The following is a 19129-nucleotide window of genomic DNA, read 5'->3' on the forward strand; positions in this document are numbered from 1 at the left end:
CGAGTCCTCCCAGACCCACCAAAACCAGGCTGGCTATTACTTCTGAAACCTGCAATCGCACACTAAAAGATTATTTTGAAACGGATCGGCGCTGAAGCCGGCTTCGTGTTCTTTAACAACTTGTGACGTAGCGAGCGTTTTAGATTTTCATCTAGACGTGTCGTTGAGGCTAAGGCGGGGACTTCGAGTCCCTAATAAATTGAGTCGTATGTTCGCGTTAATGGCTTTGTACCCCATTAACACGGCATGTAACTCCGAGGCGACTTGGGGTTATATGGTCAAGCGAATAAGCGCACACGGTGGATGCCTTGGCGGTCAGAGGCGATGAAGGACGTGGCAGCCTGCGAAAAGTGCGGGGGAGCTGGCAACAAGCATTGATCCCGTAATGTCCGAATGGGGAAACCCACTGCTTCGGCAGTATCCTGCAGTGAATACATAGCTGCTGGAAGCAAACCCGGTGAACTGAAATATCTAAGTAACCGGAGGAAAAGAAATCAACCGAGATTCCCTGAGTAGTGACGAGCGAACGGGGACCAGCCCTTAAGCTGGATTGGTTTTAGAAGAACAGTCTGGAAAGACTGGCCATAGACGGTGACAGCCCGGTATTCGAAAAGACCTTTTCAGTGAAGACGAGTAAGGCGGGGCACGAGAAACCCTGTCTGAACATGGGGGGACCATCCTCCAAGGCTAAATACTCCTGACCGACCGATAGTGAACCAGTACCGTGAGGGAAAGGCGAAAAGAACCCCGGAGAGGGGAGTGAAATAGATCCTGAAACCGTGTGCGTACAAGCAGTAGGAGCCCGCAAGGGTGACTGCGTACCTTTTGTATAATGGGTCAGCGACTTACTGTTCGTGGCAAGCTTAACCGTATAGGGGAGGCGAAGGGAAACCGAGTCTGATAAGGGCGCATAGTCGCGGGCAGTAGACCCGAAACCGGGTGATCTAGTCATGCCCAGGGTGAAGGTGCCGTAACAGGTACTGGAGGCCCGAACCCACTCCCGTTGCAAAGGTAGGGGATGAGGTGTGATTAGGAGTGAAAAGCTAATCGAACCCGGAGATAGCTGGTTCTCCTCGAAAGCTATTTAGGTAGCGCCTCGTATGAATCTTCTTGGGGGTAGAGCACTGTTATGGCTAGCGGGACATCGCGTCTTAGCAAACCATGGCAAACTCCGAATACCAAGACAGAATGTACGGGAGACACACGGCGGGTGCTAACGTCCGTCGTGAAAAGGGAAACAACCCAGACCCACAGCTAAGGTCCCAAATTTCGTGCTAAGTGGAAAACGATGTGGAAAGGCACAGACAGCCAGGAGGTTGGCTTAGAAGCAGCCACCCTTTAAAGAAAGCGTAATAGCTCACTGGTCGAGTCGGTCTGCGCGGAAGATTTAACGGGGCTAAGCACGAAACCGAAGCTTGGGGTGCATAACTTTGTTATGCGCGGTAGAGGAGCGTTCCGTAAGCCTGCGAAGGTGGCTTGAGAAGGCTGCTGGAGGTATCGGAAGTGCGAATGCTGACATGAGTAACGATAATGCGGGTGAAAAGCCCGCACGCCGAAAGCCCAAGGTTTCCTTGCGCAACGTTAATCGACGCAGGGTTAGTCGGTCCCTAAGGCGAGGGCGAAAGCCGTAGTCGATGGGAAGCAGGTTAATATTCCTGCACCTCGCGTGAGTGCGATGGAGGGACGGAGAAGGTTAGGTGTACCGGGCGTTGGTTGTCCCGGGGAAAGGCGGTAGGTTTGGATCTTTGGCAAATCCGGGATCCTTTAAGACCGAGCACCGAGACGAGTCCTTTAGGACGAAGTCACTGATACCACGCTTCCAGGAAAAGCTCCTAAGCTTCAGCTCACGCAGACCGTACCGTAAACCGACACAGGTGGGTAGGATGAGAATTCTCAGGCGCTTGAGAGAACTCGGGTGAAGGAACTAGGCAACATGGCACCGTAACTTCGGGAGAAGGTGCACCCTCTTTGGTGGCCCATGCGGGCTATAGCTGAGGGGGGTCGCAGAAACCAGGCCGCTGCGACTGTTTATCAAAAACACAGCACTCTGCAAACACGAAAGTGGACGTATAGGGTGTGACGCCTGCCCGGTGCTGGAAGGTTAATTGATGGGGTCAGCCGCAAGGCGAAGCTCTTGATCGAAGCCCCAGTAAACGGCGGCCGTAACTATAACGGTCCTAAGGTAGCGAAATTCCTTGTCGGGTAAGTTCCGACCTGCACGAATGGCGTAACGACAGCGGCGCTGTCTCCACCCGAGACTCAGTGAAATTGAAATCGCTGTGAAGATGCAGCGTTCCCGTGGCAAGACGGAAAGACCCCGTGAACCTTTACTATAGCTTTACATTGAACGTTGAGTTCGTCTGTGTAGGATAGGTGGGAGGCTATGAAACCTTGGCGCTAGCTGAGGTGGAGCCAACCTTGAAATACCACCCTGATGTGCTTGACGTTCTAACCTAGGTCCGTAATCCGGATCGGGGACCATGTATGGTGGGTAGTTTGACTGGGGCGGTCTCCTCCCAAAGAGTAACGGAGGAGCTCGAAGGTACGCTCAGCGCGGTCGGACATCGCGCACTGTGTGCAAAGGCATAAGCGTGCTTGACTGCGAGATCGACGGATCAAGCAGGTACGAAAGTAGGACTTAGTGATCCGGTGGTTCTGTATGGAAGGGCCATCGCTCAACGGATAAAAGGTACTCCGGGGATAACAGGCTGATACCGCCCAAGAGTTCATATCGACGGCGGTGTTTGGCACCTCGATGTCGGCTCATCACATCCTGGGGCTGTAGTCGGTCCCAAGGGTATGGCTGTTCGCCATTTAAAGTGGTACGCGAGCTGGGTTCAGAACGTCGTGAGACAGTTCGGTCCCTATCTGCCATGGGCGTTGGAGATTTGAGAGGGGCTGCTCCTAGTACGAGAGGACCGGAGTGGACGAACCTCTGGTGTTCCGGTTGTCACGCCAGTGGCATTGCCGGGTAGCTATGTTCGGAAGCGATAACCGCTGAAAGCATCTAAGCGGGAAGCGCGCCTCAAGATGAGATCTCCCGGGGCACAAGCCCCCTAAAGGAACCATCAAGACTAGGTGGTTGATAGGTCAGGTGTGTAAGTGGGGCAACCCATTGAGCTAACTGATACTAATGATCCGTGCGGCTTGACCATATAACCTCAAGTGGCCTTGGACTCGACGATATCGTCAGAGAAAATCCAATGCCCGCTACGTCACAAGACCCTATGAGAGATTGGCGCCTTAATCCGTTCCTTGGATGGCGACGCTCCAACCCTCTCCCTGGTGAAATTAGCGCTGTGGTCCCACCCGTTCCCATCCCGAACACGGAAGTGAAACGCAGCCGCGCCGATGGTAGTGTGGCTTAAGCCATGCAAGAGTAGGTCATCGCCAGGGGCTTTACCCCAAAACCCCCAGCCGCAAGGCTGGGGGTTTTTTCTTGCTCGCGTTTCGCCAACAATCGGATTTCATCTCACCGAGGGGCGGATGCATGACGTTGTATCGGATAGCGTTGGTCAGTGCGCTGGCAATGATCTGCTTCGATAGTGCTGCAGCGGAAGACGCATCCAGAGAGGCGCGCCGTGTGCATGACGACGCTCTGGTGCTGGATACCCATCTGGATACGCCGGCCAACTTCCGTCGGCCAGGCTGGAGCATCGCCGACAACCATCAGCACGAAGGCGATCTGTCGCAAGTCGACCTTCCGCGGATGAAGTCCGGTGGACTGGACGGCGGATTCTGGGTCATCTACACGCCGCAGGGCGCCCGCGACGATGCCGGGAAGCGGGTGGCGCGCGACCATGGGCTGGATCGCCTGGTGAGCATCCACGAGATGCTCGCGGCCCACCCCGGCGAGATGGAACTTGCGCTCACCGCAGACGATGCGGAACGCATCGCGGCGGCGGGCAAGCGTGTGTCCTTCATCAGCATGGAGAACGCGGCGCCGTTGGCGAAGGATCCCAGCCTGCTTACTGCTTATCACCGGCTTGGCCTGCGAATGCTGGGTATCACGCATGTGCGCAACAACGATTTCGGCGACTCGTCGACGGATCCAGCGGGAGCGGAATGGAATGGCTTGAGTCCCGCGGGTCGGGCGCTCGTACAGGAGGCCAATCGCTTGGGCATCGTGCTGGATGCATCGCACGCCAGCGATGCGGTGTTCGATCAGCTGCTCGCCTTGTCGCGAGCTCCGATCGTGCTCTCGCATACGAGTGCGGATGCCCTGTACGACCATCCGCGGAACATCGATGACGCCCGGCTTCGCCAACTCGCGGCGAAAGGTGGCGTCATCCACGTCAATGCGTACGGTGGCTACCTGATCGACATCCCGAAGATCCGCGAGCGCGAGACAGCCATGGATGCCCTCGGCGAGAAGTACGGACCCGAGAGCCGGCTCGCGGTGGATCGTGTTCCGACTTATCTGGCGGAACGGAGGGCGATCGAGGAGCGCTATCCGGTCGAGCGGGCGACCTTCGACAACTACATGGCGCACGTGCTTCACATCCTGAAGGTGGCCGGCGTGGATCATGTCGGCATCGGTGCTGACTGGGACGGTGGCGGCGGCGTGGCAGGGCTGGAAGACGTCAGCGCGTTGCCCAAGATCACCGAAGCGCTGCTGGCGGCCGGCTACACGGAGCAGGATGTTCGGAAGATATGGAGTGGCAATCTCTTGCGCGTCATCAGGGAGGCGCAGGCGGTCGCTTCGTCAGACGGCTGACGCCGTCTGCGTCGTGGCGGAATGCGGCGCGAGGAGCGACGTTCGGACGGGTGGCCCTAAGAGGGAGGCATCATGGAAGAATCGATCACTGCCAGGCGCTTCACCGCCGCGTTTCCCCGTGACGTTCCCCGGCACTGGTTGCCGGAGAATGAAGTCGTTTCGTCGCTGCTCAACGCCTACACCATCTTGGTGCCGGCCAATGAAGCCTTCTATATCCGCACGCTCAATGCCTGCCTGCCGGAGTTGCGAAGCGACGTCCTGCGGCAGCGCTGCCAGGCGTTCATCCGCCAGGAAGCGCAGCATGGCGTTGCGCACAAGCGTTACTGGCAGAATCTGGATGTGCAGGGCTACGCGTATCGGGGTATAGAACGCATGGTCGACCGGGGCATCTTCCGTGTGATGGATCGGATCGCGCCGCTGTGGTTGCGCGTGTCGCTGGTGAGTTGTGTCGAACACATCAATGCCTTTCTCGGCTACGAGTTCCTGACGCAATCCATCCTTGCGGATGCCGATCCGCGCGTGCGCGACCTGATGGAATGGCATTTCGCCGAGGAGATCGAGCACCGGGCGGTGGCGTTCGACCTGCTTCAGGCGGTCTCTCCCCGCTATCCCGTACGGATGTTGGGTGCGGTGATGACCATCTCGCTCTTTTATTTGCTGCTCATGGGACTGGCCGCGTCGCTGCTGGTGCAGGATCGCCGGCTGTTGCGGTTGGCCACGTGGCGCCAGCTGACGCACCATTTCGGCGCCGGGCACAGAATGGGCCGGCGGACACTGCGGCATTTGACGGACTACCTGCGCCCCGGCTTCCATCCTTCCCGTCTGGCGGCGGACGCCGATGCCATGGCCGCCACGGTGCTGCAGCGGCAGGCGACGGCCGAGCCGCCTTCCGTCATGCCGATGCCGCTGCGGACCTGAACGAAAGCCCATTCTCCCCTACCCGTCGGACCTCAGGGGATGGCAAGGGCGGACAATAATGTCTGCAAGCCGTTGATTGCAAAGGTGGCTGCGCACGAGCCGGATCAACGGCGGTTCGTTGCACTGCTGGAACAATACGGAACTTCCGGCACGGTTAGCAGTCGAACCCCCCGACTGCTAACATCCATGCCCATGAGCCAGAACACCCCCACTACCGCCCTGGTCACCAACAACCTGCCGATCCCCAGCGCCCTGGGTTCGCTCGACGCCTACATCAGCGCCGTGCACCAGATTCCGGTGCTGACGGTGGAAGACGAGCGCGCGCTCGCCAACCGTTACCGCGAGGAAGAAGACCTCGACGCTGCCCGCGAGCTGGTGCATTCGCACCTGCGTTTCGTCGTGCATGTGGCGCGTGGCTACAACGGTTACGGCCTGCCGCTCGGCGACCTGATCCAGGAAGGCAACATCGGCCTGATGAAGGCGGTGAAGCGCTTCGATCCCGACATGGGCGTGCGCCTGGTGAGCTTCGCGGTGCACTGGATCCGTGCCGAAATGCACGAGTTCATCCTGAAGAACTGGCGCATCGTGAAGGTCGCCACGACCAAGGCGCAACGCAAGCTGTTCTTCAACCTGCGCAAGTCCAAGACGCGCCTGGGCTGGATGAACGCCGAAGAAGTCAGCGTCATCGCCAAGGACCTCAACGTGTCCGAGCGCGAAGTGCTGGAGATGGAGGCGCGCCTGTCCGGTCGCGACATCGGTTTCGATGCGCCGTCGGACGAGGATGAGGAGCACGCACCGCCGTCACCGGCCAGCTATCTGGTCGCGCGCGACGAGGATCCGTCGCAGGCCTACGAGCGTGCGGACAGCGAAGACAACCAGATGGAGCTGTTGCGCGAAGGCTTGGCGAACCTGGATGAGCGTTCGCGTGACATCATCAAGCGGCGCTGGCTGGATGGCGAAAGCAAGGTCACGCTGCAGGAACTGGCCGACGAGTACGGTATTTCCGCCGAGCGCGTCCGCCAGGTCGAAGCCAACGCGCTGAAGAAGATGAAGGCGTTGTTCGCCGCCTGATCTTCCTTCTCCGTGATGTGATGTCGAAGAGGCCCCCGATGGGGCCTCTTCGCTTTTGTGGCGTGCTCGTCGGTGGATGTGCTCCACTACGCCGCGACCCGCCAGCGGCGGCATGACAACCAGAAGGAGCAGGGCATGGTGGGGTGGGGCAACAAGCGGCGGACGCTGTTCGCGTGGGGGCTGGTGATGGCGTGCGGCCTGACGATGTCGACCGGCATGGCCGCAGCGGGCTTGGCCGATGACGGCAACACGAAATCCACCCCGGCAGAGGGCGTCCGGTTCTCCATCGATCGCGAAGAATACGATGCACAAGCCCGTGCGGCGATGCAGGTGGATCCGGTGGTCGCTGCGCACCTGGGTGCGATCCGCAAGGTCGCGCTCGACGACGCGGCGAGCATGGACGAGCCCGGCCCGGACGTGCTGGTGTTCGACGTCGAAGGCAGTCGCGGCAAAGGGCGCGTCACCGCGCGCTTCATCACCGTCAGTCCCACGCAGGAAGCGCTGGGGCCCGGCATGCTGGTCATGGCCGATGGCGCCCGCCACGAGATCGAAGGCGACGCCGACGCGCTGGCCGCGGAAGGCGAGGAGCACGGTCACGACGAGGAGGAAGACGTCGAAGCCGGTGCCGGCCTCTTCATCCGCCAGGCGCAGGAGGCGGCGCAGCGCTATCCGCTGATCCGCCAGCACATCGGCCAGATCGCCACGTTCGAGATCGACAGTGATGCCACCGGTGCTGCGCCGGGCATGAACACATTCGTGTTCGACGTCGCCGGCGACAAGGGCCGCGGCCGCCTCGAGGCCGATTTCATCACCGTCAGCGCCGACACCGAGCGACTCGGCAAGGGCGTGCTGACGCTGGCCAATGGACGCAAGCTGTCGTTCGAAGGCGAGCCTCGCGGCGAAGACGAGCCGGAGGACGGCATCGACGCCACCGACCTGTTCGCAGGCGACAACATCTTCACCCGGCAGGCGCGCGTCGCCGTACAGCGCTACCCGTTGGTGCAACAGCACATCGGTACGTTGAGCGCGTTCGACATGGACGTGCTGGGAACCGGTGAAGCCGAGGGCGCGGACGAGTTCGTCTTCACGCTGGTCGGCGACAAGGGGCGCGGCCGCATCCTTGCCGAGTTCATCACGGTGGATGCCGATACCGAGCGGCTGGGCAAGGGCGTGCTGACGCTGGCGGACGGCCGCGAGATCGCGTTCGAAGGCGAGCCGCCGATGGAAGGCGAACTCGCGGTGCCACGCACCGATGCGGATCGCGGCGAGGTGCCTGAGACCTTTGCGCGCCAGGACGGGATCTTCGTGCTGCAGGCCAATGCGGCGATGCAGGCGCACCCGGTCGTGCAGCGCCATATCGGCGACATCCGCGAAGCGGCGTTCGACCGCGATGCCTCATGGGCCGCGGAAGGCGAGCGCTATGTCTTCGACCTGAAGGGCAGCAAGGGCGCCGGTCGACTCGAAGCCGAGTTCATCACCGTCGATGCCGACAACGAGCGCATTGGCGAAGGCGAACTCGTGATGGCGGACGGCAAGCGGTATCCGCTGGGCGGGAAGTGAGCCGCGCAAGATCCGGATAGCGTCGCCCACCCGGCGGCACGAACATGGCATCCCGTCTCCGTGAGCGTGATGCCATGTCGTTCGTGATCCGTGGGCTCTCGCCCGAACCCTTCCAGCCGCTGTTCGCCCTCGACGATGCTGCACTGGCCGCACGCAACATCCGTCGCGTCGTTGCCGATGCCGACCGCGGTTTCCCTTGTCGCGTCACGCTGCAGGATGCACGGCAGGGCGAAACCCTGCTGCTGCTTCCGTTCCTGCACCATGATGTCTCCGGTCCCTACCGTGCGAGTGGTCCGATCTACGTGCGCGAAGTCGCACTCAGCGGCGGTGTGGCCGAGTTCCGCGACGAGCTGCCGCCTTCGTTCCCGCGTCGGCTGTTGTCATTGCGCGCCTATGATGCGGAAGGGCAGATGCGCGATGCCGACGTGGTGGAAGGCGTCGATGCCGCGCCACACCTGCAACGCCTGCTCGACCTGCCAGGCGTCGCCTACCTGCACGTGCATAACGCGCGCCCCGGTTGCTATGCCTGCCGCGTCGATCCGGCCTGATCCTCGTCCTTGCCCAGGATGATCCGCGCGCCGCGCTGGTAGCTCCAGTAGGCCCAGAACCAGTTCAGCAGCACGACCAGGCGGTTGCGGAAGCCGATCAGGAAGAACACGTGCGCGGTCAGCCAGAACCACCACGCCAGCAGGCCGGAGAACTTCAGTCGACCGAAATCCACCACCGCCGCCATGCGGCCGATCGTGGCGAGGTTGCCGTAGTCCTGATAGCGGAAAGCGCCGGGTAACGCGCCACCGGAGAGCCGTGCGCGCAGCACCTGTGCCACATGCCGGCCCATCTGCTTGGCTGCCGGCGCCACACCGGGGACGGGCCGTCCATCCGAGGTCACCGCCGCCAGGTCACCGGCGACGAAGATGTCCGGATGCGCCGGCACGCTGAGGTCCGGCTGCACCTGCACGCGTCCCGCGCGATCCAGCGGCGCGCCGAGCGAACCTGCGAGCGGCGATGCCGCCACGCCGGCGGCCCACACCACGGTCTTCGCCGGCACGAAGGTCTCACCCAACTGATAACCCTCGTCGGTGATGTCGCTGACCGGCGTACCGGTGACGACTTCCACACCCAGCTTCTCGAGCTGCTTGCGGGCCTTGTCCGACAGTGCTTCGGGGAACGAAGCCAGCACGCGCGGACCGGCTTCGACCAGCCGCACGCGGGCCTGCGAGGGATCGATGCGGCGGAACTCGTTCTTCAGCGTGTGGCGCGCGATTTCCGCCAGCGTGCCCGCCAGTTCGACGCCGGTCGGTCCACCGCCGACGATGGCGAAGCTGAGCCACGCGGCGCGCTTGGCGGGGTCGGTTTCGGCTTCCGCGTGTTCGAACGCGAGCAGCAGGTGCCGGCGTAGCTGCAACGCGTCGTCGAGTGTCTTGAGCCCCGGTGCGTGCTGCGCCCATTCGTCGTGGCCAAAGTAGGCGTGTGTCGCGCCGGTCGCCAGCAGCAGGGTATCGAACGCGATCGTCGTGCCGTCGGCGAGCACGACCTGCTTGTCGTGCGGGGCGATGGATGCCACCTCGGCCAACCGCACTTCCACGTTGTCCTGCTTGCGCAGGATGTGGCGCAGCGGCGCGGCGATATCAGGCGCGGACAGGCCGGCGGTCGCCACCTGGTACAGCAGCGGCTGGAACAGGTGGTGGTTGTGCCGGTCGATCAGGGTGATGCGTACCGGCGCCGACGCCAGGGCGCGCGTGGCCCAGAGACCGGCGAAACCCCCGCCGACGATGACGAAATGGTGTGCTGCCTGCATGCCGTTTCCCGCGGCCACGGGTTGCGTGGCGCCTGAGTGGGATTGTCGCATGTGCGAGACGGAGCCTGGCGCGCGCGCTCCGGGCGAACGTTCCTGCATTTACGTCACCGGGTAGCTGCGGAAGGGAGTGCAACGCTAAACTGAAGCGGTCATCGTCTGTTGGGTACGCATGGATACGCAGCCGATCGCACTGTCGGATGTGCTGATCGTGGAAGACAACCTTCATGCCGGACGGCGCCTGCAACGACTGGTGGCGACACTGGCCGGCGACGCGCGCATCGACGTCGTCGAGACGCTCGACGCGGCGCGCACGCGACTGCAGGCCTACCCGTACACGCTGGCACTCGTCGACATGTATCTGACCGACGGCGACGGCAATGCGCTGATCGGCTGGATGCGCACGCATTGTCCCGACCTTGCCGCTGTCATCGTGTCCTCGTTCGCGGAAGAGGAAAGCGTGCTGGCCGCGCTGCGCGCGGGCGCCGTGGGCTATCTCCTCAAAGAGCGTGACGACGAAGAGCTGCTGATGTCGCTGAAGAGCCTGCAGCGCGGCGGCGCCCCGATCGATCCGTCCATCGCGCGTCGCATCTTGGCCCTGCTGTCTGCGAGCGACGATGCCGTGGTGCCCCCGTCCGCTGTGCCGCTGCTGTCGCCGCGCGAGCAGGAGATCGTGCAGCTGGTGGCGCAGGGATTCACCAATCGCGAGATTGCCGAGCTGGTGGCGTTGTCGCGGCTGACCATCGAAAGCCACGTCAAGAACATCTACCGCAAGCTGGCCGTCGGGTCGCGGACCGAAGCCGTGTACGAGGCGCGCGCACGAGGCCTGCTGAAGTGAGGCGCATCGTCCGGTGCCTGGTTGCCCTGCTGGCAGTGATCGCGATGCTGCCAGCGCAGGCACAGGACATCGTCCGGATCGACCACGCGGAAGCCGTTCGGTCGGACTGGTCAACTCAGGCGCCCCCCGAGGACGGGTGGGTCCCGGTTGCGCTGCGCGACCTGTGGGAGACGCGCTGGCCGGATCATGATGGCGTCGTGTGGTATCGCGTCCGCTGGCAGCAGGCTGATACGTCGAACCCAGTCGGGCTGCTGCTCGACTACACATGCCTGGCCGCCGCCGTCTCCCTCAATGGCCAGCCGATCGACCGGGACGCCTCGCTGGTGGAGCCGCTGTCGCGCAAGTGGCATGTACCCCGCTACTACACGGTGCCGCCAGCGCTGCTGCGCGAAGGACAGAACGAACTGCTCGTGCGGGTGTCCGGCCTGGCCGCCTACCAGCCCGCGTTCGGCACCGTCAGCGTGGGCGATCCCGTCGCCTTGCGCGGCCAATACGAGCGGGAGCGTTTCGCACGGCGCGACATGCAGATATTCGACGCGGCCGTGGGGTTGGTGCTGGCGGCGATGATCGGCATCTTCTGGCTGCTGCGGCCCCAGGACACGCTGTACGGTTGGTACGCGCTGAGTGCGATCTTCGGCAGGTTGTACGACTGGAACTTCATCGCCGGCAGCCCGTGGCCATTCCGCACGACGGATGGCTGGCAGGCCTTCATCGCGGCGGTCTTCGTGGCGTCCGCCGCCACCCACACCATCTTCCTGCTGCGGTTCTCGGAGCGGCGATGGCCGCGCTTCGAGCGGGTACTGCTGGCATTGGCGGGCGTGGTGGCCGTGCTGGCGCTGCTGCTTCCGCAGTGGATGGGGCCGCTGCGCAATCTGTACGTGACCCCGACCATCCTGTTCCTGTACGTGGTCAGCGGCGTGTTCGTCGTCTTCGCGCTGCGCAGCGGCCGACGCGACTACCAGGTGCTCGCGGCCTGCATCAGCGTGCCCTTGCTGGTGTCGCTGCACGACCTCGGCGTGTACATGGGCTGGTACGGCGGCGTGAGCTATCTGGGATCGTTCACATCGCCGGTGATGCTGCTCGGCATGGGGTTTGTGCTGGCCTATCGCTTCGCGCAGACCATGAAGCGGGTGGAAGGCTTCAACGCCGAACTGCAGCGCGAGGTGCAGGCCGCCACCACGACGCTGGCCGACACGCTCAACCAGCAGCACGCGCTGGCGTTGGCGCACAGCCGCGCGGGCGAGCGCCTGCAGCTGGTGCGCGATCTGCACGATGGCTTCGGCAGCACGCTGGTGGGCGCCATCACCCGTTTGCAGCAGGCACCGGACGACACGCTGAAGGCCGACGTGGTCGACCTGTTGAAGGACATGCGCGACGACCTGCGGCTTGTCATCGATACCACCGCGCAGGAGCAGGCCGACCTGGCCACGCTGATCGCTCCGTTGCGCCATCGCGCCAGTCGCCTGCTGGAAGCCGCGGACATCGACGCGCATTGGCAGGTGGACGGACTGGAGGGCCTGCAGTTGGGCCCTGGCCGCAGCCTGGACCTGTTGCGGTTGCTGCAGGAGGCGCTGACGAACGTGTTCAAGCACAGCCGTGCAGCGCGCGTGGACATCCAGCTGCAGCGTGCCGGCAGTCGCCTGACGCTGCGCGTGCGCGACGATGGCATCGGTCTGGTGGGAGCGGCGCTCGCGCCCGCGCAGGGGCGGGCCGGTGGCGCCGGCCTGGCCAGCATGCGCCACCGTGCCCAGCGGCTGGGAGGGGAGCTGCGAATTGGGGACGCTTCCGACGGTAAAGGCACAACCTTGGAGCTGGATCTGCCGCTGGCTGCCTGAGCGCTGTCCCGATGGTGGTGCCATCGCGCCCTACCTGATTTCAGGGATACCTCTGCCGGGAGGCGGCACCTACCGTGTGCGCCATCGTCGCCGGTGGGTGGCTGCGCCGTGGGCGCGGCGGCCGGCGGTATGCCACAGGGGGCATCGCCATGCGCACGTATCACCGCAACATCACTGCTGTCCGTCACTTCATGCTGCCGCTCGTTGCGGGCGGCAGCCTGCTTCTGTCGACGATGTCGGCCGACGCCCAAGTGGTCGGTGGTACTACACCGACGCAGCCGTGCAGCCAGAACACGGCCAGCGGCGGCATGGCATGCATGCCGGGTAGCACGGTGGGCGCGAATGGCAGCAACGGTCCGGCTAGTCCAGGCTGGTCGTCCTCGCCCGGCGGGGCAGGCAACGAAACCGGCAACGTCGCCATAGGCGAAAACAGCGGTGCAGGCAATGGCGGTCAGGGTGCGAGCGGCACTGCCGGCGGCACAGGCGGCGCGGGCGGCGCGGGTGGCGCAGGGAACCTGGCGCTGGGCGCGAACAGTAGTGCAGGCAACGGCGGCGCGGCAGGCGACGGTTCCGCAGGCGGCACCGGCGGCTCGGGCGGGGCAGGCGGCAACAACAACGTGGCGATCGGCAACGGAAGCAGTGCTGGCACCGGCGGACAGGGCTCGGACATGTGCTGCGGTTTTTCTGCGCCATCGGGCGCCAGTGGCACCAACAACAACGTCGCGCTCGGCTCCGGTGCATCGGCCAATGGAGGTGGATCGGTTGCGCTGGGCTACAACAGCAGCGATCAGGGTCGTGCGAACGTGGTCTCGGTCGGCTCTTCAGGCCAGCAACGCCAGATCACCAATGTCTCGGCCGGTACCGCTACCACCGATGCGGTCAACGTTGGACAGCTGAATGCCGTGGCAGACACGGCCGATGCGGCGCAGGATGCGGCAGACGATGCGCAGGCGACGGCCGATACGGCACTGGATGCCGCAGGTGTTGCGCAGACGACAGCCGATGCGGCACTGGACGCGTCAGGTAATGCACAGGCGACGGCCGACACGGCACTTTCCACCGCGAACACCGCCCAGGCGACGGCGGATGCGGCATTGGATGCCGCGGGCAACGCCGTAACGACGGCGAATGGGTACACCGACACGCGCGAGGCCGCTGTGCGCGACGACATGGCCGCGGGCGATGCGGCCACGCTGGCGACAGCGAACGGTTACACCGATACCCGCGAAGCGGCGGTGCGCAACGACATGGCGGCGGGCGATGCGGCGACGCTGGCGACGGCGAATGGCTACACCGATACGCGCGAAGCAGCGGTGCGCAACGATATGGCCGCAGGCGATGCAGCGACGCTGGCGACAGCGAACGGTTACACCGATACCCGCGAAGCAGCGGTGCGCAATGACATGGCGGCGGGCGATGCGGCGACGCTGGCGACGGCAAATGGCTACACCGACACGCGCGAAGCAGCAGTGCGCGTCGACATGGCCGCCGGCAACGCCGCCACGCTGGCGACCGCCAATGGCTATACCGACACCCGCGAAGCGGCCGTGCGCAACGACATGACCGCAGGTGATGCGGCCACGCTGGCCACGGCGCAGGACTACGCCGACGCTGGCGACGCCACCACGCTGGCCTCCGCCAACGCCTACACCGATGCGCGCTTCACTGAGCTGACGGGATTGAGCGACGACTTCAACGCCTTCCGCGGCGACGTGGACCGTCGCATCAGCCACCTGGACCGCCGTATTGACACGATGGCGGCCATGAGTGGTGCCTATGCGGGCATGGCGATGAACACCGCCGGCCTGGCCGGCAAGAATCGCGTGGGCGTGGGCATCGGCGCGCAGGGCGGCGAGCAGGCGATGGCGGTGGGCTACCAGCGCGTGATCGGCAACCGTGCCAGCGTGTCGCTGGGCGCGGCCTTCGGTGGCGGCGAGAAGAGTGTGTCGGCAGGCGCCGGCTTCAGCTGGTGATGCGCGGAGCCTTTACGGTGTCGAGAATCCGATCTGCAAGGAAGCCCGCCGGCAAGGGGGTCTTCCTGTTCGCGCTGCTCCTGCTGCTGGCATGGCTGTGCGCCGTGCCATGGATCCTGGTCGACAGCGACGTGCCGCTGACGTTGCCGCCCCTGATGCTGGCGGACCCGTCGCCGTCGCAGTAGGTGGGCGGCGTCAGTCCGGGTCACGATCGATCAGCGACGTCTCGCGTGTGTCCGGCATCCACAGGTAGACCAGCAGCGAACAGGCGATGCAGGCGGTGACGTACCAGTAGAAGCCGGTTTCGTGGCCGATCTTCTTGAACCACAGCGCGATGGATTCCGCGGTGCCGCCGAACAGCGCAACCGTCAGCGCATACGGCAGGCCGACGCCGAGCGCGCGGATCTCGACCGGAAACAGCTCCGCTTTCACGACGGCATTGATCGCGGTGTAGCCGCTGACGATCACCAGCGCGGCCATCACCAGCCAGAACGCCTGCGTGGCGCTCTGCACGTCCTGCAGCTGGCTGAGGATCGGCACGGTGAACAGCGTGCCGAGTACGCCGAACGCGATCAGGATGCGGCGCCTGCCGACCTTGTCAGAGAGCGCTCCGATGACCGGTTGCAGCAGCATATACAGGAACAGCGTCGACGCGTTGATCAGGCTGGCTGTCTCGCTGGCCATGCCGGCGCTGTTGACGAGGAATTTGTGCACGTAGGTGGTGTACGTGTAGAACGCCAGCGTGCCGCCCATCGTCAGGCCGATCACCGAGAGCACCGCGCGCGGGTGCTGCATCAATGAGCGCAACGTGCCCTGGGCTTTCTGCTGGTTCGCCGCGCCGGTGGCTTCGTTGCGCTGGAACGACTCGGTTTCCACCATGTTCCGGCGCAGCCACAACGCCACCAGCGCGGCCACCGCGCCGATCGCGAACGGGATGCGCCAGCCCCACTCGCGTAGTTGTTCGTCGGTCAGGAACACACGCTGCAGGGCGATCAGCACGGCCAGCGCGATCAGGTGGCCCATCACCAGCGTCACGTACTGGAAGCTGGACCAGAAGCCGCGGCGCTCGCGCGTGGCCATCTCGCTGAGATACGTCGCCGACGTGCCGTACTCGCCGCCGACCGACAGGCCCTGCAGCAGCCGCGCCAGCACCAGCAGGATCGGTGCGGCCACGCCGATGGTCGCGTAGCCCGGCGTGCACGCGATGATCAGCGAGCCACCGCACATCATCACCACCGACAGCATGAGCGCACGCTTGCGGCCATGACGGTCGGCGTAGCGGCCGAGCAGCCAACCGCCGAGCGGACGCATCAGGAAACCCACGGCGAAGATCGCCGCGGTCTTCAGCAACTGGCTGGTGCGGTCGCCGCCGGGGAAGAACACCTCGGCGAAGTACAGCGAGAACGCCGCGTACACGTACCAGTCGTACCACTCCACCAGGTTGCCGACCGAACCGCTGAAGATGCTGCGCAGGCGCTGGGCGGGAGTGAGCGTGGCACGCGAGGCTGTCGTCATCAGTACAGGTCCATGGGATCGATATCGAGCGACCAGCGCGTGCGGCGCGCCTCCGGCAGGGCATGGATGTGAGGGAGGGCGAGATCCAGCAGGCGGTGCAGCGTGCGCCGATCCGGCGAGGACAGCAGCAGGTGGACACGATGCAGGCCGGCGCGGCGCGGCATCGGGGCCGGCAGCGGACCGTGCATCTCCAGCGTGGCGTCGTGCGCGCGCAGCGCGTGCTTCGCGGCCTGCAGGAACTGCTGCGCGGCATCGGCGTGCTGGGCTTCGGCACGCAGCAGGGCCAGGTGCGCGAACGGCGGGAAGCCGGCCATGCGTCGCTGTTCCAGTTCCGCCTCGGCGAAGGCGTGGTAGCCGCCGCTGATCAGCGTGTTCAACAGCGGATGGTCGGGATGATGGGTCTGCAACCACACATCGCCGCGCTTGCCGGCACGGCCGGCGCGGCCCGCGACCTGGATCAGCTGCTGCGCCAGCTTCTCGCCGGCGCGGAAATCGGTGGAGAACAGGCCTTCGTCCACGCCGACCACCGCCACGCGCGTGAGGTGCGGCAGGTCGTGGCCCTTGGCGAGGATCTGCGTGCCGACCAGGATGCCGGGCGCGTCGCCCAGCTTGGCCAGTTGCTGCGCCAGGCCATCGCGCTTCTGGGTGGTGCCACGGTCCACCCGCAGCACTGGCACGTCGGTGAACTGTTCGGTCAGCAGCTCCTCGAGTCGTTCCGTACCGATGCCCTGCGGTTGCAGCGCCAGTCCGCCGCAATCGGGGCACGCAGGCGGCGCCGCCTGGCGCGCGCCGCAGTGATGGCACTGCAGGCGCTTGCCGCCGGCGTGCACGGTCATCGGGCTATCGCAACGTTTGCAGTGCGCGCTCCAGCCGCAGTCGTGGCACAGCAGCACGGGCGCGTAGCCGCGGCGGTTCTTGAACACCAGCACCTGGCCGCCGGCATCCAGCGCTTGGCGGATCGCCTGCAGCGTGTCCGTCAGCAGGCCCGCCTGCTGCGCGCGCTTGCGCATGTCCAGCACGCGCACCGACGGCGGCTGCGCTTCGCCGGCACGCCGCGACAGCCGCAGGTGCGCGTAGCGGCCGCTGCGCGCGTTGTGCAGCGTCTCGAGTGACGGCGTGGCGCTGCCCAGCACCACGGGCACGTCGAGCGCCTTGCCGCGCACCAGGGCGAAATCGCGCGCGTGGTAGCGGATGCCGTCCTGCTGCTTGTAGCTGCCGTCGTGTTCCTCGTCGATCACGATCAGCCCGGCCTCCGGCAGCGGCGTGAACACCGCCGAGCGCGTTCCCACGATCACCCGCGCCTCGCCGCGCAGGCAGGCCGCCCACGTGCGCGCACGCTCGCCGTCGTTGAGGCCGGAATGCAGCGCGTGCACCGGCACGCCCAGTCGTTCGCGGAAGCGCGCCAGCGTCTGCGGGGTCAGGCCGATCTCCGGCACCAGCACCAGCGCCTGCCGGCCGCGCCGCAGGCAGTCGGCGATCGCGTGCAGGTAGACCTCGGTCTTGCCGCTGCCGGTCACGCCATCGAGCAGCAGGGCACCGAAGCCGGTCGTCCCGACGATCGCGTCGGCCGCTGCCTGTTGTTCGTCGTTGAGGGCGGGCCCGGGGCGCGGCGCGGGGGCCGTCTGTGTCGCCGCCGCGGGAAAGCGTTCGGCCAGGCCGCGCTTGCCCAGGTCGCGGGCGGTGGCGCGGCCCGCATCCAGGTGCAGGTCCAGCGTGTCTTCGTCGAGGGACGTGTGCTGAGCCAGCAGGTCGGCGAGGCGGCGCGGCCGGCTGCCGGCCCGCAGGCGGTCACGCTGCAACTGGCCGGCCTCGGTCAGGCGCCAGTGCCAGGCATGGGTGTCCGGCAACGGCTCGCCCTGGCGCAGCACGACGGGCAGGGCGGTCGCGACCACTTCGCCCAGCGGCGCATGGGTGTAGCGCGCCAGCCAGTGCAGCGAGTCCAGCGGCTCGCCGTGCAGCAGCGGGGTGTCGTCGAGCAGGGCATCGGCCGGGCGCAGCTCGAGCTCGGGGTCGGCCGGTGCAGCGACCCCGGCGACGAAGCCGGTCAGCGCCCGGTTGCCGAACATCACCTTCACCCGCTTGCCGACGTCGCCGGGCGCGGCCTCGCGACCGGGCGGGGGCAGGTAGTCGAACAGCCGCGGCAGAGGCACGGGCAGGGCGATCTGGAGGACGGAAACGGCTGACATTCCGGGCAGTGTATCGGCCCGTCCGGGCACGGGTAACATCTCACGCAGTTGCATCCATGTCCTGTCAGAATCTTGACGAAATTCACGCAAGTGCTGATCCCGGAAGGAGATTCCGATTTATCCACACGTGCTGTGGATAAATCTGTGCATGGCGGGAATGCTTCACGGCGCGATGACGCTGCCGCAAGCATCAGGGTCAGGTTGGTCAAAAAAGTGCCAGCAAGGCTTTTCTTATTTGAATCATATAGTTAGCCGTGAAACCCGGCTGACACAATGCGAGGGAAGAGGTGCCGGTGGTGCCCCGTGACGATTTGGTGACTGCTGTGCACAACGTTTTTCTTGGAAACCCTTGCGGCGCCGGGGAGAGCAGGTTTCGACAGGCTGTCAAGCGTCCGTACGGGCGCGACGGGTGACTATGATCCACGCATCCCAGACCGGTTCCACGATGGCCGCTTCCGACACGCCGACACCTGCCGCACCCCCCGCGCTTGCCGCGTTCCTCCGTGGCTGCGAACGCCGCGGCGCCGTGTTCGCCGAGTTGCAGTGCGGCGACGCCGACCGGGGCGACGTCGCCCTCGCCGCCGCCCTGCGGGCGTTCCGGGGCAAGGCCGCGGCGCTGCCGATGGCGGACTGGCCGGTGCGCTTCTGGGCGCTGCTGGCGGCGACGCCGCAACTGCGCGCCGACGGTCCCGGCGCCGGCTGGCCCGACGCCTTCGCCGCG

12 protein-coding genes, 1 tRNA gene, 2 rRNA genes and 1 pseudogene (1 of these 16 running past the window's edge) are annotated in these 19129 nt (G+C 65.0%); 13 read left to right on the forward strand and 3 right to left on the reverse strand.

The genetic code is table 11. From position 1 onward, the window contains the following. From IB230_RS19020 to IB230_RS19055, 8 genes are all read left to right on the forward strand, one after another. A tRNA-Ile gene (locus IB230_RS19020) sits at positions 1-21 on the forward strand; it begins 56 nt to the left of the window's first position. 255 nt (positions 22-276) lie between these two features. Next, positions 277-3155: ribosomal RNA gene (locus IB230_RS19025) — 23S ribosomal RNA — on the forward strand. A gap of 126 nt (positions 3156-3281) precedes the next feature. Then, positions 3282-3396: ribosomal RNA gene (rrf, locus tag IB230_RS19030) — 5S ribosomal RNA — on the forward strand. A 94-nt stretch (positions 3397-3490) separates the two neighbouring features. Then, on the forward strand, positions 3491-4717 hold the full coding sequence (locus IB230_RS19035; protein ID WP_192274461.1) for a dipeptidase: 1227 nt from the start codon (positions 3491-3493) through the stop codon (positions 4715-4717). Positions 4718-4789: 72 nt separating this feature from the next. After that, positions 4790-5635 (forward strand): metal-dependent hydrolase, encoded by an 846-nt coding sequence (locus tag IB230_RS19040; protein WP_192274420.1) that lies wholly within the window; start codon positions 4790-4792, stop codon positions 5633-5635. A gap of 192 nt (positions 5636-5827) precedes the next feature. After that, on the forward strand, positions 5828-6706 hold the full coding sequence (gene rpoH / locus IB230_RS19045) for an RNA polymerase sigma factor RpoH (RefSeq protein ID WP_192274421.1): 879 nt from the start codon (positions 5828-5830) through the stop codon (positions 6704-6706). A 72-nt stretch (positions 6707-6778) separates the two neighbouring features. Further along, positions 6779-8266 (forward strand): hypothetical protein, encoded by a 1488-nt coding sequence (locus tag IB230_RS19050; protein WP_192274422.1) that lies wholly within the window; start codon positions 6779-6781, stop codon positions 8264-8266. Positions 8267-8310: 44 nt separating this feature from the next. Further along, positions 8311-8814: a DUF1203 domain-containing protein gene (locus IB230_RS19055; protein WP_225589664.1), complete on the forward strand. Its 504-nt coding sequence runs from the start codon at positions 8311-8313 to the stop codon at positions 8812-8814. Here the strand turns inward: IB230_RS19055 and IB230_RS19060 are convergent. Beyond that, complete coding sequence (locus tag IB230_RS19060; RefSeq protein WP_192274423.1) at positions 8787-10064, reverse strand: NAD(P)/FAD-dependent oxidoreductase; 1278 nt, start codon at positions 10062-10064, stop codon at positions 8787-8789. The two genes, IB230_RS19055 and IB230_RS19060, sit on opposite strands and share 28 nt — an antisense overlap. 169 nt (positions 10065-10233) lie before the next feature. Here IB230_RS19060 and IB230_RS19065 point away from each other — a divergent pair, with 169 nt between their 5' ends. The 4 genes from IB230_RS19065 (at position 10234) to IB230_RS19080 (ending at position 14892) form a co-directional block, all read left to right on the forward strand. Then, the gene (locus tag IB230_RS19065) at positions 10234-10899 is read left to right on the forward strand and encodes a response regulator transcription factor (protein WP_192274424.1); all 666 of its coding nucleotides are present in this window, start codon (positions 10234-10236) and stop codon (positions 10897-10899) included. Beyond that, positions 10896-12734 carry an ATP-binding protein gene (locus tag IB230_RS19960; protein WP_192274425.1) on the forward strand — a complete coding sequence of 613 codons (1839 nt, stop codon included), beginning with the start codon at positions 10896-10898 and terminating at the stop codon, positions 12732-12734. Before IB230_RS19065 ends, IB230_RS19960 begins: the two co-directional genes overlap by 4 nt. Before the next feature lie 149 nt (positions 12735-12883). Then, a complete protein-coding gene (locus IB230_RS19075; protein ID WP_192274426.1) occupies positions 12884-14707 on the forward strand; it encodes a YadA-like family protein in 1824 nt (607 codons plus the stop codon). Between the two features lie 17 nt (positions 14708-14724). Beyond that, on the forward strand, positions 14725-14892 hold the full coding sequence (locus IB230_RS19080) for a hypothetical protein (RefSeq protein ID WP_192274427.1): 168 nt from the start codon (positions 14725-14727) through the stop codon (positions 14890-14892). 10 nt (positions 14893-14902) lie between these two features. On the opposite strand, the gene IB230_RS19085 is transcribed toward IB230_RS19080, so the two are convergent. Then, a complete protein-coding gene (locus IB230_RS19085; protein WP_192274428.1) occupies positions 14903-16222 on the reverse strand; it encodes an MFS transporter in 1320 nt (439 codons plus the stop codon). Continuing rightward, on the reverse strand, positions 16222-18408 hold the full coding sequence (locus tag IB230_RS19090) for a primosomal protein N' (protein WP_225589665.1): 2187 nt from the start codon (positions 18406-18408) through the stop codon (positions 16222-16224). The genes IB230_RS19085 and IB230_RS19090 overlap by 1 nt, the downstream gene beginning before the upstream one ends. 445 nt (positions 18409-18853) lie before the next feature. Between IB230_RS19090 and IB230_RS19095 the strand changes: the two are divergent. Then, positions 18854-19129, forward strand: a pseudogene (locus tag IB230_RS19095) (hypothetical protein); the annotation flags it as partial.

The sequence above is a fragment of the Pseudoxanthomonas sp. PXM01 genome (assembly GCF_014851815.1).
Classification (GTDB): Bacteria; Pseudomonadota; Gammaproteobacteria; order Xanthomonadales; family Xanthomonadaceae; genus Pseudoxanthomonas_A.

Coding starts and splice junctions, on each gene's coding strand:
- IB230_RS19060 (WP_192274423.1), bottom strand. CDS start 10,064: ATGCAGGCAGCACACCATTTCGTCATCGTCGGCGGGGGTTTCGCCGGT.
- IB230_RS19090 (WP_225589665.1), bottom strand. CDS start 18,408: ATGTCAGCCGTTTCCGTCCTCCAGATCGCCCTGCCCGTGCCTCTGCCG.
- rpoH (WP_192274421.1), top strand. CDS start 5,828: ATGAGCCAGAACACCCCCACTACCGCCCTGGTCACCAACAACCTGCCG.
- IB230_RS19065 (WP_192274424.1), top strand. CDS start 10,234: ATGGATACGCAGCCGATCGCACTGTCGGATGTGCTGATCGTGGAAGAC.
- IB230_RS19035 (WP_192274461.1), top strand. CDS start 3,491: ATGACGTTGTATCGGATAGCGTTGGTCAGTGCGCTGGCAATGATCTGC.
- IB230_RS19075 (WP_192274426.1), top strand. CDS start 12,884: ATGCGCACGTATCACCGCAACATCACTGCTGTCCGTCACTTCATGCTG.
- IB230_RS19055 (WP_225589664.1), top strand. CDS start 8,311: ATGGCATCCCGTCTCCGTGAGCGTGATGCCATGTCGTTCGTGATCCGT.
- IB230_RS19040 (WP_192274420.1), top strand. CDS start 4,790: ATGGAAGAATCGATCACTGCCAGGCGCTTCACCGCCGCGTTTCCCCGT.
- IB230_RS19085 (WP_192274428.1), bottom strand. CDS start 16,222: ATGACGACAGCCTCGCGTGCCACGCTCACTCCCGCCCAGCGCCTGCGC.